At 34.3% G+C, this 16,214-nt stretch carries 14 protein-coding genes and 1 pseudogene; 13 read left to right on the top strand and 2 right to left on the bottom strand.

What is annotated here, in order from left to right; translation table 11 throughout:
* Positions 1 to 702 precede the first annotated feature (702 nt).
* A complete protein-coding gene (locus B0I10_RS09895; protein ID WP_112086353.1) occupies positions 703 to 1,110 on the bottom strand; it encodes a GxxExxY protein in 408 nt (135 codons plus the stop codon).
* A 191-nt stretch (positions 1,111 to 1,301) separates the two neighbouring features.
* On the bottom strand, positions 1,302 to 2,252 hold the full coding sequence (locus tag B0I10_RS09890; RefSeq protein WP_112086352.1) for an isopenicillin N synthase family dioxygenase: 951 nt from the start codon (positions 2,250 to 2,252) through the stop codon (positions 1,302 to 1,304).
* A gap of 189 nt (positions 2,253 to 2,441) precedes the next feature.
* Between B0I10_RS09890 and B0I10_RS09885 the strand changes: the two genes are divergently transcribed.
* From B0I10_RS09885 to B0I10_RS09825, 13 genes and pseudogenes are all read left to right on the top strand, one after another.
* Entirely contained in the window at positions 2,442 to 4,418 is a 1,977-nt protein-coding gene (locus tag B0I10_RS09885) for an alpha-ketoacid dehydrogenase subunit alpha/beta (protein ID WP_112086351.1), read from the top strand.
* Between the two features lie 30 nt (positions 4,419 to 4,448).
* Positions 4,449 to 5,069, top strand: coding sequence for a matrixin family metalloprotease (locus tag B0I10_RS09880; protein WP_112086350.1), 621 nt, complete (start codon positions 4,449 to 4,451; stop codon positions 5,067 to 5,069).
* A 401-nt stretch (positions 5,070 to 5,470) separates the two neighbouring features.
* A complete protein-coding gene (gene mce / locus B0I10_RS09875) occupies positions 5,471 to 5,881 on the top strand; it encodes a methylmalonyl-CoA epimerase (protein WP_112086349.1) in 411 nt (136 codons plus the stop codon).
* Between the two features lie 10 nt (positions 5,882 to 5,891).
* On the top strand, positions 5,892 to 7,451 hold the full coding sequence (locus B0I10_RS09870) for an acyl-CoA carboxylase subunit beta (RefSeq protein WP_112086348.1): 1,560 nt from the start codon (positions 5,892 to 5,894) through the stop codon (positions 7,449 to 7,451).
* Position 7,452: 1 nt separating this feature from the next.
* A complete protein-coding gene (locus B0I10_RS09865) occupies positions 7,453 to 7,836 on the top strand; it encodes an OadG family protein (RefSeq protein ID WP_112086347.1) in 384 nt (127 codons plus the stop codon).
* Between the two features lie 6 nt (positions 7,837 to 7,842).
* Entirely contained in the window at positions 7,843 to 8,283 is a 441-nt protein-coding gene (locus B0I10_RS09860; protein ID WP_112086346.1) for a biotin/lipoyl-containing protein, read from the top strand.
* A 6-nt stretch (positions 8,284 to 8,289) separates the two neighbouring features.
* Entirely contained in the window at positions 8,290 to 9,444 is a 1,155-nt protein-coding gene (locus tag B0I10_RS09855) for a sodium ion-translocating decarboxylase subunit beta (protein WP_112086345.1), read from the top strand.
* Positions 9,445 to 9,934: 490 nt separating this feature from the next.
* Positions 9,935 to 10,654 carry a hypothetical protein gene (locus B0I10_RS09850; protein WP_112086344.1) on the top strand — a complete coding sequence of 240 codons (720 nt, stop codon included), beginning with the start codon at positions 9,935 to 9,937 and terminating at the stop codon, positions 10,652 to 10,654.
* 201 nt (positions 10,655 to 10,855) lie between these two features.
* Positions 10,856 to 11,023: pseudogene (locus B0I10_RS15805) on the top strand (four helix bundle protein); the annotation flags it as partial.
* 88 nt (positions 11,024 to 11,111) lie between these two features.
* Positions 11,112 to 12,839 (top strand): tyrosine-type recombinase/integrase, encoded by a 1,728-nt coding sequence (locus B0I10_RS09840; RefSeq protein WP_112086343.1) that lies wholly within the window; start codon positions 11,112 to 11,114, stop codon positions 12,837 to 12,839.
* 92 nt (positions 12,840 to 12,931) lie between these two features.
* Positions 12,932 to 13,507 (top strand): hypothetical protein, encoded by a 576-nt coding sequence (locus B0I10_RS09835; protein ID WP_112086342.1) that lies wholly within the window; start codon positions 12,932 to 12,934, stop codon positions 13,505 to 13,507.
* A gap of 172 nt (positions 13,508 to 13,679) precedes the next feature.
* Entirely contained in the window at positions 13,680 to 14,474 is a 795-nt protein-coding gene (locus B0I10_RS09830; RefSeq protein ID WP_146740339.1) for a hypothetical protein, read from the top strand.
* A gap of 177 nt (positions 14,475 to 14,651) precedes the next feature.
* The gene (locus tag B0I10_RS09825) at positions 14,652 to 15,953 is read left to right on the top strand and encodes a hypothetical protein (protein WP_146740338.1); all 1,302 of its coding nucleotides are present in this window, start codon (positions 14,652 to 14,654) and stop codon (positions 15,951 to 15,953) included.
* The last annotated feature ends 261 nt before the right edge of the window (positions 15,954 to 16,214 follow it).

The raw sequence follows: 16,214 nt of genomic DNA, 5'->3' as shown, positions 1-16,214 counted from the left end.
TTGAACACAGATTTTAAAAATTAATAAAATAAAAAATGATTATTAAAATTTCTCAAATTATTTGAATCTGTTTTGCTTATATTTTTTTGAACACAGATTTTAAAAATTAATAAAATAAAAAAAATTATTAAAATTTCTCAAATTATTTGAATCTGTTTTGCTTTTATGTTTTTGAACACAGATTTTAAAAATTAATAAAATAAAAAAAATTATTAAAATTTCTCAAATTATTTGAATCTGTTTTGCTTTTATGTTTTTGAACACAGATTTTAAAAATTAATAAAATAAAAAAAATTATTAAAATTTCTCAAATTATTTGAATCTGTTTTGCTTTTATGTTTTTGAACACAGATTTTAAAAATTAATAAAATAAAAAATGATTATTAAAATTTCTCAAATTATTTGAATCTGTTTTGCTTTTATTTTTTTGAACACAGATTTTAAAAATTAATAAAATAAAAAAAATTATTAAAATTTCTCAAATTATTTGAATCTATTTTACTTTTATTTTTTTGAACACAGATTTTAAAAATTAATAAAATAAAAAATAATTATTAAAATTTCTCAAATTATTTGAATCTGTTTTGCTTTTATGTTTTTGAACACAGATTTTAAAAATTAATAAAAAAAAATTATTAAAATTTCTCAAATTATTTAAATCTGTGTTCTTTCATTTTTATGATAAAACTGAAATAATGATAATTAAAATCGATTTTTATTCTTTTTCAAATCATTAGTGAATATTTTTCTAATAAATTGAGGATCTTTTCCAAAATTTAAAACTAATCCAACTTCACAATCTGTTGCTCTGAGATAATTAATTAATTGACATTCATGGGCTTCAACCAAATTTTCAGCACATTTTAATTCAATAATTAGTTTATCGTCAACTAAAATGTCAGGAATATATTCTCCAACAATTTCATTCTTATAAAAAACGCTTACTTTTTTATGTTTTTCTATTTTATATCCTCTAGTTGTAAGTTCAATAGCAAAAGCATTATGGTAAACTTTTTCAAGAAATCCATAACCTAATTCATTATAAACGTGATAATAGATACCAATAATTTGTCTTGTTAATTCTTGGTGTGGAAATTTTTTTAAATTCATTTTGTATGGCTTTTAATTGTTAATATGGCTTAAAATGTTATTCGTTTTCTGAACACAGATATAAGAAATATAAAAAATTAGAATAATAATTTTTTTATTTTTTATAATTTCTCAGATTTTTAAAATCTGTGTTCCAAAAATAAAACCAAACCCCATATAAATGGAATTTGGTTATTTGTATTTAAATAAAATTACTTCTTAATCAATCCCAAATCAACCAAACGTTCGTGCAGAAATTCTCCCGCAGAAATGTCTTCGTATAATTTTGGGTTATTTTCATCAATACAATTTTCCAACACATCCAAACGCATATCGCTTACCGGATGCATAAAGAACGGAATGGAATAGCGTGATGTTCCCCACAATTCTCTTGGTGGATTTACTACTTGATGAATGGTAGATTTTAATTTGTTGTTCGTATGACGCGATAACATATCTCCCACATTGATAACTAGTTCATCGGGCTCAGCCATGGCATCAATCCAGTCGCCATTGTGGTTTTGCACTTGTAAACCTTTACCTTGAGCACCCATTAATAAGGTAATCAAATTGATATCACCATGAGCAGCAGCACGAATCGCATTTTCAGGTTCTGAAGTAATTGGCGGGTAGTGAATTGGTCTCAAAATGGAGTTTCCTTCTTTACCGTACTTGTCAAAATAAAATTCGTCTAAACCTAAGTGTAACGCCAAAGCTCTCAATACATAAATACCTGTTTTTTCGAGCATTTGATAGGCCTCTTTGCCCACTTCGTTAAATCTTGGTAGTTCTTTTACTTCTACATTATCAGGGTATTCAGCGGCATATTTTGAATCTTTGCTCACATACTGACCAAAATGCCAAAACTCTTTTAAATCACCTTCTTTTTTTCCTTTTGCATGTTCTTTACCAAACGAAACATAACCACGCTGTCCGCCAATGCCCGGAATTTCATAGCTGTATTTTGTTTCTAATGGTAAGGAGAAAAAATTTCTAATTTCTCCATACAATTCACCAACCAAGTTGTCATCTAAAAAATGACCTTTTAGTGCTACGAAGCCAATATCTTCGAAAGCTTTTCCGATTTCATTTACAAATTTTTGTTTACGTGTCGGATCATCCGACAGGAAATCACGCAAGTCAACACTAGGAATGTTTTGCATACTAAAATTATTATTTGTTAATAACTCAAAGTGAGTTGAATGCTTGTAAATACAAATGTAAATAAATATTTTAGATTGCAAAATTGAAAGTTATCAACAGTAACGAAATCGTTTTATAAAAAAGTATCACAAAATGATTGCGATTTGTTATTTTTTGTACTTTTGGGAGCGTTTTAAAACACCCAAACTATGCTTTTCGACAGAAAAAATCTTTCCGACACCACGCTTCTAGATTTGTATATTCGTTTACTGAAACCGCGTTTAATTGAAGAAAAAATGCTGATCTTGCTTCGTCAAGGTAAGATTTCCAAATGGTTTTCCGGCATTGGTCAGGAAGCGATTTCGGTAGGAATTACTTCCGCGTTGGATAGAGACGAATACATTTTGCCAATGCATCGAAATTTAGGTGTTTTTACCACTAGAGATATTCCGTTGCAACGTCTTTTTGCTCAATGGCAAGGAAAGAAAAGCGGTTTTACCAAAGGTCGCGACCGTTCGTTTCATTTTGGAACACAAGAATATAAAATCATCGGAATGATCTCGCATTTGGGGCCGCAATTAGGTGTGGCAGACGGAATTGCCTTGGCCAATAAACTTCAAAAGAATGGCAAAGTTACTGCGGTTTTTACGGGAGAAGGTGCCACTAGTGAAGGCGATTTTCACGAAGCACTAAACATTGCAGCCGTTTGGGACTTGCCTGTTTTGTTTGTGATTGAAAACAATGGTTACGGACTTTCAACACCCACTAATGAACAATACCGTTGTACAAATTTGGCCGATAAAGGCATTGGCTACGGCATGGAAAGTCATATTATTGATGGAAATAATATTTTAGAAGTTTTTACAAAAGTAGCGGAATTAAAGGCTTCATTGCTAGAAAACCCAAGACCGATTTTATTGGAGTTTTTGACGTTTAGAATGCGAGGTCACGAAGAGGCGAGTGGAACCAAATATGTTCCGCAAGACTTAATGGATGAGTGGGCTCAAAAAGATCCGATTGAGAATTATAAAGAATATTTAAAAGAAATTGGCTTACTCACCAATGCGTATGACGATGCCATTCGAACAGCTTATAAACAAGAAATGGATGAACACATCCGTTTGGTTTTTAATGAGCCGGATTTTGAAGCTGATTTAAGTGAAGAATTAAATGACGTTTACAAACCATATGATTTTGAGGAATTTACACATTCGGATAAAACTGAAAATGTCCGTGTGATTGATGCCATTACGCAAAGTTTGAAGCAGTCGATGGAACGTCATCCCAACTTGGTGATTATGGGTCAAGACATTGCCGAATACGGTGGAGCATTTAAAGTGACCGATGGTTTTGTAAAACTTTTTGGAAAAGAGCGTGTGCGAAATACGCCAATCTGTGAAAGTGCCGTTGTTTCTGCCGGAATGGGATTATCCATCAACGGACACAAAGCCATTGTAGAAATGCAGTTTGCCGATTTCGTGTCGACGGGGTTCAATCCCATAGTGAATTTATTGGCAAAACAACATTACCGATGGAATGAAAAAGCCGATGTTGTGGTTCGTATGCCTTGTGGCGGCGGAACGCAAGCCGGACCATTTCACTCGCAAACGAACGAAGCTTGGTTTACTAAAACACCGGGTTTAAAAGTGGTTTATCCCGCTTTTCCTTATGATGTGAAAGGCTTATTGAACACGGCTATTAACGACCCGAATCCGGTGATGTTTTTTGAGCATAAACAATTATACAGAAGTGTTTATCAAGAGGTACCGACGGATTATTACACCATTCCGTTTGGAAAAGCAGCATTATTGAAAGAAGGTACGCAAGTCACCATTATTTCGTTTGGTGCCGGTGTGCATTGGGCTCTTGAAACATTAGCGAAACATCCTGAAATTAGTGCCGATGTATTAGACTTACGCACCTTACAACCTTTGGATACCGAAGCGATTTACGCATCTGTGAAGAAAACAAACAAATGTATCATCTTGCAAGAAGATACTATTTTTGGTGGAATTTCAAGCGATATCTCGTCGATGATTATGGAGAATTGTTTTGAGCATTTAGACGGACCTGTGCGAAGAGTGGGAAGTTTAGAATCACCGATTCCGTTCGTGAAAGCATTGGAAGATCAATATTTACCAAAAGAACGATTTGAAAAAGAATTGTTGGAGTTGGTGGCGTATTAATTTTCTTTTGCATGTTTAATAAAAAATGGAATGAGGTCAATCGCTTATTTTTGTATTTTTTCTTTTTTATGGGTTGCATGCGAGAAAAGTTCAACAAATGAAATTAAAGTTGGCATTCAACCGTATGCTGATTTTTCAAAAGCCAAAACAGACACTGTCGCAAAAATTATTCATACATTCTATAGTGTTGAAACGATTATTTTACCTAAAAAATCACATCACATTTCAACCTTTACTAAAGTGAAATCGCCACGTTATAGAGCGGATAAAATTATTAAACTTCAAAAGGTTGAACTTGCCGATTCATTAGATTACATCATTGGTTTAACCGAAAAAGACATTTCAACTTCTAAGAAAGAAAATGGAAAAATAAAAGAACCTATTCACAAATACCAAGATTGGGGAATTATGGGTTTGGCTTATTGTCCGGGGGAAAGTTGTGTGGTTTCTACCTTTAGAATTCAACATAAAAATAAAGCAGTCCATTTTATGCGATTAAAAAAAGTTACTGTTCACGAATTCGGGCATAATTTAGGTTTGCCACATTGTCCTGATAAAAAATGCGTGATGACTGATGCGGTTGAAAGTGTTGCTACGATAGATAAAGCCCAACTTGCTTTATGTAAAAAGTGTTCAAATCAAATCAAATAAGAAAGGCAATAAGATTTCAGGTTGTCATTTTTTTTTATTCACTGTGATAAATTCATCCATTACCGTCAATCTTTCGATAATGTAAAATTATTTTGAACATTTTGATGGTCCTGTGCGAAGAGTGAGTAGGTTAGAATCGCCGATTCCTTTCGTGAAAGCATTGGAAGATCAATATTTACCAAAAGAACGATTTGAAAAAGAGTTGGTGGAGTTGGTGGCGTATTAATAAAGAGAGACTTTGGTCTCTTTTTTTTATTAATATTTTCCTTTTTCAACCGCAAACGTTTGAGTTTGCCTTTATTGTTTTATTTTACTACTTGCTTACATAAACCTGACAATTATCAGATTTTAACATCTTATATCAATCTAACTTTGTTGTATATTTTAAATAAAATAAGGTCATGAATTTATCACACATAGAACATATTGGAATTGCTGTTAAAAGCTTAGATGAAGCTATTCCTTTTTGGGAAAACATGCTCGGACTCAAATGCTACAACATTGAAGAAGTGAAAGAACAGAAAGTAAAAACGGCCTTCTTTCAAATCGGACAATCTAAAATTGAATTACTGGAATCTACTGACCCCGAAGGTCCCATTGGAAAATTTATCGAAAAGAAAGGTGAAGGCATCCATCATTTAGCCATTGCTGTAAAAGACATTCAACAAAATTTAACGGAGTTAGAAACGAAAGGCGTTCAGTTAATTGATAAAACGCCGAGAAAAGGAGCAGAAGGATTAGACATCGCCTTTTTGCATCCGAAAGCAACGCATGGTGTGTTGCTGGAACTTTGCGAAAATAATAATTTGTAAATCTACACTAATGGAAAGTACAAACCAACTTAAAACCTTATTAGACAAACGTGCAGAAGCTAAATTAGGCGGTGGTCAAAAACGAATTGATACGCAACATGCCAAAGGAAAATTAACCGCACGTGAGCGAATTGAACTCTTGCTGGATGAAAACAGTTTTGAAGAGTTTGATATGTTTGTCACGCACCGTAGTACTAATTTTGGTTTGGAAGAACAAAAATATTTAGGCGATGGCGTTGTTACTGGATTTGGAACAATTGATGCTCGGTTAGTCTATGTTTTTTCGCAAGACTTTACGGTTTTTGGAGGTTCATTATCAGAAACATTTGCTCAAAAAATATGTAAAGTGATGGACATGGCTCTCAAAATGGGAGCTCCAATCATCGGCATTAACGATAGTGGCGGAGCTAGAATTCAAGAAGGAGTAACTAGTTTAGCCGGCTATGCCGAAGTCTTTCAACGCAACATTATGGCTTCCGGTGTGATTCCGCAAATTTCAGCTGTTTTCGGGCCTTGTGCCGGCGGTGCTGTTTATTCGCCTGCGTTAACTGATTTTATTATGATGACCAAGAAAAACAGCTATATGTTTGTAACGGGTCCGAAAGTAGTGAAAACCGTTACCGGAGAAGTGGTTACCGATGAAGAATTAGGAGGAGCCATGGTACACGGAACCAAATCGGGTGTAACACATTTTATTGCCGAAGACGAACAAGAAGGGTTATTACTCATCCGGAAATTGTTGAGTTATCTTCCGCAGAATAATCTGGAAGAACCGCCTCTTTCAGTTTGTTTAGATCCGATCGATCGATTTGAAGATAGTTTGAACACAATAATCCCTGAAAATCCAAATAAACCCTATGATGTTAAAGATGTTATTCACGCCATTGCCGATGAGAATGAGTTTTTTGAAGTCCACCGTCATTATGCCCCAAATATCGTGGTGGGTTATGCCAAATTTAACGGACAACCGGTTGGAATTGTTGCGAATCAACCGAGTTATTTAGCGGGAGTGTTAGATAGTAACGCTTCCCGAAAAGCAGCTCGATTTGTCCGTTTTTGCGATGCATTTAATATTCCACTCGTAACGTTAGTGGATGTACCTGGATTTTTACCCGGAACAACGCAAGAATACGGCGGTATCATCATTCATGGTGCAAAACTACTATTTGCTTATGGCGAAGCAACAGTTCCCAAAGTCACTATTATTCTCCGAAAAGCCTATGGTGGAGCTTATGATGTGATGAGTTCTAAACATTTGCGTGGCGATATCAATTATGCTTGGCCCAATGCCGAAATTGCAGTGATGGGTCCAAAAGGAGCGATTGAAATTCTCTACCAAAAGGAATACATGCAAATTGAAAATTCAGAGGAAAGAGCTCAATTTATTGCTGATAAAACAGAAGAATATAAACTGAAGTTTGCTAACCCCTATAATGCAGCCAGTTATGGTTACATTGATGATATAATTGAGCCACGCAATACACGTTTTCGAATCATTCGAGCTCTTCAATCGTTGGCTACTAAAAAAGTGGTGAATCCACCCAAAAAACACTCTAATTTACCATTGTAGTATGAACCAATTATTCGTTTTAGTACAAGTAAGTACGCACAAAGATGCTGCGGAGTTTGCCCGATTAGACCCTTATGGGATTGGAATGACATTGGTAGCGATGTCAGTTGTGTTTCTTTCGTTGGTAATTTTATACTTTACCTTTAAGAATATTGCCAAACTTTTTGCCTATGATTTCAGAAGTAAGGCATCCAAAGAAAATAATCCGATCGCTAACAACAGTGCAGCTACATTAGAATTGGGAGCAGCAGTGGCATTGGCTATTCATTTGTATCAACAAGAATTGCACGACCATGAAACGGCTTTATTAACCATCAAAAAAATTAACCGCAATTATTCTCCTTGGAGTTCAAAAATCTATGGAATGCGTAAAGAATTAAAATAAAAAGCGATGAAAAAATTTAATTTTAAAATAAATGGAAACCGCTACGAAGTAGTGATTGATAATTTGGAAGAGGATGTAGCACATGTTCAAGTAAACGGAACTGCCTATACGGTTGAGTTAGAAAAGAAATCGTCGGTAACTAAAACCCCAAAAATAGTTCGCTCTGTAGCCGTTCCTTCCACCGATTCATCAGAAACCATCGCAAAGACAAGTCATCCAGCAGCCCCTAAGGGTGGTGGAACCATTAAATCACCTCTGCCCGGAGTTATTTTGAAACTGCACGTGAAAGTGGGTGATACAGTGTCGATATCACAAGAACTACTCACATTAGAAGCCATGAAAATGGAAAACAGCATTCCAGCGGATAAGACAGGAGTAGTGGAAGCCATTCATTTTACTCCCGGCGACGCTGTTATGGAGGGCGATATTTTAATGACCATAAAATAAGTAATCATGAACGAGTTTTGGCGTTTTTTAGTAGAACATTTACAGCTTTTTTTCACATATACCGCTTTTGCTAATTTTACGGTTGGTCATGCTGTCATGATTGTAATCGGGTTGGTCTTTATCTACTTAGCTATTTTTAAAGAATATGAACCCATGTTATTGGTTCCTATTGGATTTGGAATTTTAATTGGAAACGTTCCTTTTTTTCCCGGTTTGCAAATTGGCATTTATGAAGAAGGCAGTGTGTTGAATTACCTTTATTTTGGGGTGATGAAAGGTATTTATCCGCCCCTGATATTCTTGGGAATTGGGGCGATGACTGACTTTTCGGCTTTAATTTCCAATCCGAAATTGATGTTAATTGGTGCGGCAGCTCAATTTGGTATTTTTGGAGCATATATGGCTTCTTTGGCGTTAGGGTTCTTGCCGGAGCAAGCAGGTGCTATTGCTATTATTGGCGGTGCCGATGGTCCGACCGCTATCTTTTTATCTTCTAAATTGGCCCCCGAATTAATGGGAGCGATTGCTATTTCAGCTTACTCATACATGGCTTTGGTGCCTGTTATTCAACCTCCAATCATGCGGTTATTAACTACTCCAAAAGAACGGTTAATTCGGATGAAACCGCCGCGTGTTGTTTCAAGAAATGAGAAGGTCATGTTTCCCATTTTTGGCCTATTGCTTACTACTTTTATTGTTCCGAGTGGTCTGCCGTTGTTAGGAATGTTATTTTTTGGTAATTTATTAAAAGAAAGTGGCGTAACGAAACGTTTAGCCGATACGGCCAAAGGTTCTTTGATCGATATTGTAACTATTTTAATCGGATTAACTGTAGGGGCTTCTACCCAAGCCACCACTTTTTTAACCGGAAATTCAGTGGGTATTTTTGCTATTGGAGCCGTTTCTTTTATCATTGCTACTACATCAGGTGTTTTGTTTACTAAACTGTTTAATTTATTCTTGAAAGAAGGCAATAAAATTAACCCTTTGATTGGAAATTCAGGTGTTTCAGCTGTGCCGGATAGTGCGAGGGTTTCGCAAGTGGTTGGTTTAGAATATGATAAAACTAATCACTTACTGATGCATGCTATGGGACCCAATGTTGCCGGAGTAATTGGTAGTGCGATCGCAGCCGGGGTGTTGTTGAGTTTTTTGGGTTAGGTGCGGGATTACCTGTACACTAGTTATTGATTAAAGGTTGATGGAATGGCACGGGTGTAAGGGATAGGATTTTACCAAAGGGTACCACAACTACGGCTTCGATCTGGCTTTGATCCGGGGATGACATGGAGCTAGCGGTAGCTAGGTATTTTTCTTGTTCTTTTTATTTTGAAGTTTTTTATGAATTCGCCCGACTTTTAGCAGAATCTATTGCTGCTTTTCAAGGTATTCGTAACGTCTTTTTTAAGAGCCCTGACGCAGTTGAATTTACCTCATTTTTTTAGGGTTTCATTTCATTTTTTGACGATGATGGAAATAAATTTGTTCAAAACTTTGTTATTATGAAGTACAGATAAAGAGCATGTTAATTCGAAAATAGGTCTATTTTTGTGTAGCGGAATGACGCGAGTTCTGTTGCAAGGGTACCACAACACCGAACCAATCCCGAACAAAACCCGAAGAAACCCTAGGAAAATCAATACCTACGAATATGGCTAAAATCATCCCTACCGGTTATCCAATCCCGAAGCGAATAGGAGGAGGATTAGTGATTTATAAATTAGAACACGATTACATCATTCGCACCCAAAGTGGCTTTACGAGCAAGGCGTTAAAAAAATCGCCCAAGTATGCGAACTGTCGGCACAATGCGAGTGAATTTGGACGTGTTTCGAAAAGTTGTAAAGGGTTACGTGATTTATTGAACGGTATTTTGCCAAGGGAAAATAATTTAGCGGTTGTGAACTCCCTCACCAAGAAAATGCGGTCGTTGATGGTTTTTGATACACAACACGAGCGAGGCGAACGCTTATTAGCCAGTGCTTTTGAGCAAGCGGATGTTTTACAACAGATGCAAGGGTATGGATTTAATCCTGACAGTGGTTTTGTGTTTACTTCGGAAGTGAAAAAGAAGCAGTTGCGGTTGGCTCTTATTCAAAAGCCTTTGGGATTGCAATGTGTGGGTATTCGCATGCATGTGGTCAACTATGACTTTACGGAGATGAACGGGCAACTGTATTCCGGTGATTGGCATATAGAAAGGGCACGTAAGCGGTTGTTGCGGTATCCTTTTCCGACGGTTGAGCCGAATGGGGAAGGGGTGTTACTTTTTATTGTGGAGTTGCAGTCGTTTGAGGAGTTGGATGGGACTTTTACGCCGGTGCGGGGGAAGGAAAAGGCGGTGGAAGTGGTGTTTTGTGGATTGGGTTGATGTTGTGGGTTGTGGGTTGTGGGTTGTAGGTTGTAGGTTGTGGGTTGTAGGTGTGTTGTAGGTTGAACAAAAATGAGCTAAACGAAGAGTTATAAAGATTTAGATATATATAATTTGGGATTGGAATTGTTTTATTTGTCACATTGTTATTCTTTACTTTTACCTAAATATGAAATGTATGAATAAGGAAGTCAGTTAAGAAGATCTTCTGATTCTGTAACAACAAATATTGTCGAAGTTTATGGTAGAAAAAGATATAAAGCAGATTTTATAAAATTTCCCACCTATTCATGGTCTAGTTGTTTAGAAACTGTTTTTCACATCGAAAGTGATTTAATAGTGTTCGCGTATTTTTTTCAGCATCATTGAATATCAATGACTTACTTTTTAGTAACATGGTAGTTTTTTTTATTCGGATTCAAATTATTTTTTATATTTGTATTTATTTATACGCCATATGACATTAACTATCAGAAAAATAGAACATCGGGGAGCAGTTCGTATCGGACTCTTTTTTGAAAAGAATTACGCCATTCAGCAACAAGTAAAAACGATTGGAGCCTGTTACAGCAATACACTCAAATGTTGGTATATTGATTATACGGTGGAAGCCTACAAAGCGTTAAAAACAGTATTTCCCAATTTTATTATAGCCCAACCGGTGGCCGGCGAAATAAGTAGCCGTGACCTTCCACCCATAGCCAAAAGCGAACTTCAGTTAGGTTTAACAACCTCTTTAAACAAACCTGAACATAGCACGAATGAAACTTCGTTAGCCCAGAAGTTGCGGTTAGAATTATTGCCTAATTTAGGGAAATATTGGGTTTTTAAAATCCGCTATGTTCAAGCGGTTGTGAATCAATTAAAATTAGTTAAAGGGGTTTATTGGCATTCGACTTATAAAGTGTACATGGCTATGCGAAATCCAAAAGTGAAGGAAGCGTTGGAACGCATTTTGGAAGTAACTGCTTTTTTTCCGGAAGATTATTTAGAAAAAGAAGTTGTTTTTGAGGGAAAGTCGATTGTTTTGCGAGTTCATCAGGAGGATTCAAAATGGATGGAGGTTTATGTTCCGGCTATTTTGGTGATTCGAGAGAAGGTAAAGCGTTTGTCGATGGCTCGTTACAGCAAGGTTAGATCTTGTTATTTATTGCCGGCTACACCGCAGGTTTATGATGCTTTGTTATTGCATTTTGAGCCCAATCGCATACTAATTAGCTCTGAGTTGCCCGAGGGTTATTTGCACAAGCGAAACGTGGTGAATCGGAAGCAGCTCGACTTGAGTCAGACGAAGTCACGCTTGTTTGAACAGGTTCCTGAAGCAGCTCATGTGTATGTTTCGGGCATGGTTGATATGTTGTTGGCCTTAAATTACAGCAGTTCTACTTTGCGGACGTATTCACACAGTTTTTTGCAGTTTTTGCGTGATCATGGCTATCGAAACCCGAAAGAAATTAGTTATCAGGAAACGGTAAAGTATTTATCATCGTTAATGGAGCGGGGGTTGAGTGCGGCCTCGGGGCATTCAATGGTGAACGCCTTGTTATTTTATTATCAGCAAGTTTTACATATTCCAGGCTACGAATTAAAATTACCACGACCAAAGAAAGAGAAGAAACTTCCGTCGGTTTTGACGATGGAGGAGTGTTTACAGATTTTTAGGGTTGTGGATAACCCAAAACACAAACTGCTTTTATTGATTGGCTATGGGGCAGGATTGCGAGTGAGTGAGATTGTAACGTTAGAATGGCGGGATATTTTATTTTCTGAGCATAAAATTCACATTCGCAACGCAAAAGGCAAAAAGGATAGGATGGTGATGTTGCCTTATTCCATTGTAAGTTCGTTGGAATATTACCGCAGTCTGTATCAAACGAAAAAGTACGTTTTTGAGGGTCAATTTGCCGGAGAGCCTTATAGTGTGGGAAGTGTTCAAGCAGTAATGCGTGACGCGTTGAAGAAGTCGGGTTTAGAAAAGCGGGCTACTGTGCATACGTTGCGACACAGTTTTGCGACACATTTACTTGAAAACGGGACAGATATTCGGTATATCCAGCAGTTTTTGGGTCATTCGAGTATTAAGACTACCACAATTTACACGCATATTAGTGCTAGTGCTGTTAATAAGATTGAAAGTCCGTTGGATCGTTTAACGGCTGATAGTTATAAGAAAAAACTTGATTAATTTTTGAAAAGGTTAAAAAAGTTGTATATATTTGATGATATTTACTAGTTAGCAAACAGTTTTTGAAAAACCGTAAAAAAACAAAATCACATATGAAATTTGGAAAATATTCAATATTTGAAATTACAGGTGTATTACTTATTATTTTGTATGTTTCAACCGATTTTGTAGGTTACTATTTCTTCCCTTTAATATGGATAATTGCAAGTATTTATGACATTTATAAAACTAAAAAATATTTAAAGGAAAAACCTAAAAATGAAATAAGAATTAGAACTAAAAATGATAGTTATTACAACTTAATACCATTTATTCTTGGTTCAATTTTTTGCTTATTTTCAGTATTTTTTTATTTTGTAACTGAAACCGAAAAAATTGGAGTAATAATTTTTTTCATTTTTGGTGTTACACAAATTCTTCAAGGATTAAATTTTATTCCAAATTCATTCATAAAAGTTGAAAATGAAAATCTGAATTTTGAAAACGGAAAGATTAAACAAAATATTGATGTTAATAAAATTAGAACGTTTGAAATTAATGAAGAGAAAATTAAATTTACAACTGAAGATGAAAAAAATATTACTTTACAACACTTGGAATTAAATACTTCTGAAATTACTGAAGTTGAAAGATTTTTAAAGAAATATATAATTAAACCGATTTGCTAACAGCCGTTTTGCAAAAGCGGGGGTTTCGTGCTTCTATGACAGTGAAGTGTTAAATTCAAGCTTTGTGCATTTAATGAGGTTTAGTGCTGAAAATCCCCGCCTTCGCAAAGCGGCAAAACGTTGGGCGATATTTTGCCCGAGAAAAAACGTAAAAATTAAACCATAGATAAAAATGAACAAAAGAGAAGTAACTTTTTCGAATTTAATTACGCTTATTAAAAGTAGAAGACCGTTTTCAATTCTTGGAATTGTATTTGTATTTTCATCATTATTTATTATTCTGCCAAGTATTTTGTTTATGACAAAATCATTTATTGAACCTTATGAAAAATATGATTTTGAAAAAATTGAACAAAATGGAACAGAAATAAATGCAAAAATCACAGATTTAAGACCAGTAAATAATGTTACAATAAATGGTGAACATCCATTGAGAATTAGTTATGAATATTTAGAGAACGGTTTAACTAAATCTGATAAATTCCAAACTATGGATTTAGAGAAAACTAATGCAATGAAAATTGGAAGCGAAATAAAAATTAAAACTTTTGAGAATCAATCAAAAATTCAAAATTTGGAATCATTTACTTTTCCATTTTATGTGTTCTATATTTTACCTTTAATCTTTTTTATTCTGGGTTCTATATTTTCATTTATTGGTTTAATTCCTGCTTTACGAGATTATAATCTTTACAAAAATGGTGTTGTTAAAGAAGCAACATTAATCTCAATGGTTCCAAATTCAGGTTTGCCAATTTCAGGTATTGGACAAAGTATTTTAATTAATTATTATTACGAAAATAGAAATGGACAAAAAATATTCGGTAAATCTAAAACAACAGATTTCTCAATAATGGTTGAGAAAAAAGTAGAAGATAAAATTAAAGTATTTGTCTCTGAAAATGACGAAACAAAATCTTGTCTTGTTCCGAAATTAGAAGCCTTGAAAAATAATTGGAAAATATAAAAAACATCGCCCAACCGCCGTTTGGCAATATGGCGGGTTTAGGCTTAATTTGAAGTTGGTTTTGTACTTGTAAAATTAGTCATTAACCGAAAGTTTAGGCTTCCTTAATCCGCCACATCGCCAAGCGACCTAACGTTAGCAGATAGTTTCCCCAAAAAAGCGTAAAAAATATCCCCAATGAAATTCTATATTAAATATCTTTTTTGTCTCTTCAGCTTTTTGGGAATTGCACAAAGTAATTTTCAAAATGATAGCGTTTCAATAACTCAAATAAAATTATTGAATTCCGAATATAAAGATTTTGTGTCAGTAAAAAATAAATTATATGCTATATCTCAAAATAATGATTTAATTGAAATTGATTTACAAAAAGATAATTTCAAATTAATTAAAAATAACATTACTGCAATAGCGAAAAAATCAAATGACGAATTAGTATTTGGAAGTAAAGATGGAAAAATATTTATACTAAATAACAAACATAAAGTAAAACAGATTGATAAAATCGATGCAGAAATATTTTCTGTATTAATAAATACAAAAGATGAATATATAATATATTCCAACAAATCTATTTACTACAACAAAAAAGATTATATACCTAAAAGGGAAACCAATTTTTATGGAAAAGTTAGAGCAAAATACACAGGAACAATATTAATTGAACCTGATTACATTTATTTAGATAAAATGAATTTTATTTGGTTTGCCTATGATGAAGGAGAATGGGGAGGAAATGTTTGCTTTTTTGATTTAAATAAAAAAGAATTCATTTACGATGATTGGTTAAGACTTGATGATGCGATTAAATATAAAGACAGAAATGACTATTTCACAAAACTAAAGGAAAAATATCCAAAAATAATTAAAGTAACAGAAAGAGATACAATTTATAAATATCCATATAATTTAAGTATTTCAAGTGTAGCCAAAGGAGTTGCTTATAATAATACCGACGACTTATTCATAACTTCAAGTGGAGGTGGTCATACAATGATTTATGCTGCCGAAAAAGACTTTCATTATTATGTTGATGGTACAATCGTGAAAATTTCAAAAAAAGAAAAAGATTATTATAAATCATGCTTTGATCAGGAAATTCTTGAAGATGAAAAATATAAGTTTGCTTTTGCAAGAAACTTTATGGGATTTAAAAATGATGACAGAGAATTGAGAGAAAAAATATTGACCGAAAATGAAATTAATAAATTAGGACCAATTACATTTAATAAATTTGATAATAAACTTTACTTCTTTAGCTCTAAAGGTTTTTATACTTTAAACAATTTAGATTGTTCTTTTTCAAAAAAACTATTTTTTAGTCCAAAACTAACTTGTAATTCACAATATGAGAAAGACTATTGTTTACATTTAAATGTGATTAAGTTTGAATTTATAAGTGAAAAAGAAATTCTATTTCTAACCAAAAATGATGGAATTGGATACTATAATGGTGAAAGTATAAAATATTATAGATAACTTAAATAATAAAACCATCTGCTAACACAGGTTCCTATGTAAAGCATCATAAAGTTTTCAACAACTTTGAATAAGGGTTATATATTGGTTTTTTTTCGAGTAAGGTTATCCGTTCCAATGGCTTGTTGGAAAAGTTGGTAACAACTTTTTGTCCGCCGAAGGCATGGGACATGAAAAAGTTGTTCTAACTTTTTCAATAATGCCACGTGTCTATTACTCTTTTATTTCATAGTTTTTTCTTTTTAAATTCTTAAAGCTCAG

The sequence above is a fragment of the Flavobacterium lacus genome, from assembly GCF_003268815.1.
Lineage (GTDB): Bacteria > Bacteroidota > Bacteroidia > Flavobacteriales > Flavobacteriaceae > Flavobacterium > Flavobacterium lacus.
The sequence above is the reverse complement of the archived record's forward strand: the minus strand, read 5'-3'. Positions and strand labels throughout refer to the sequence as shown.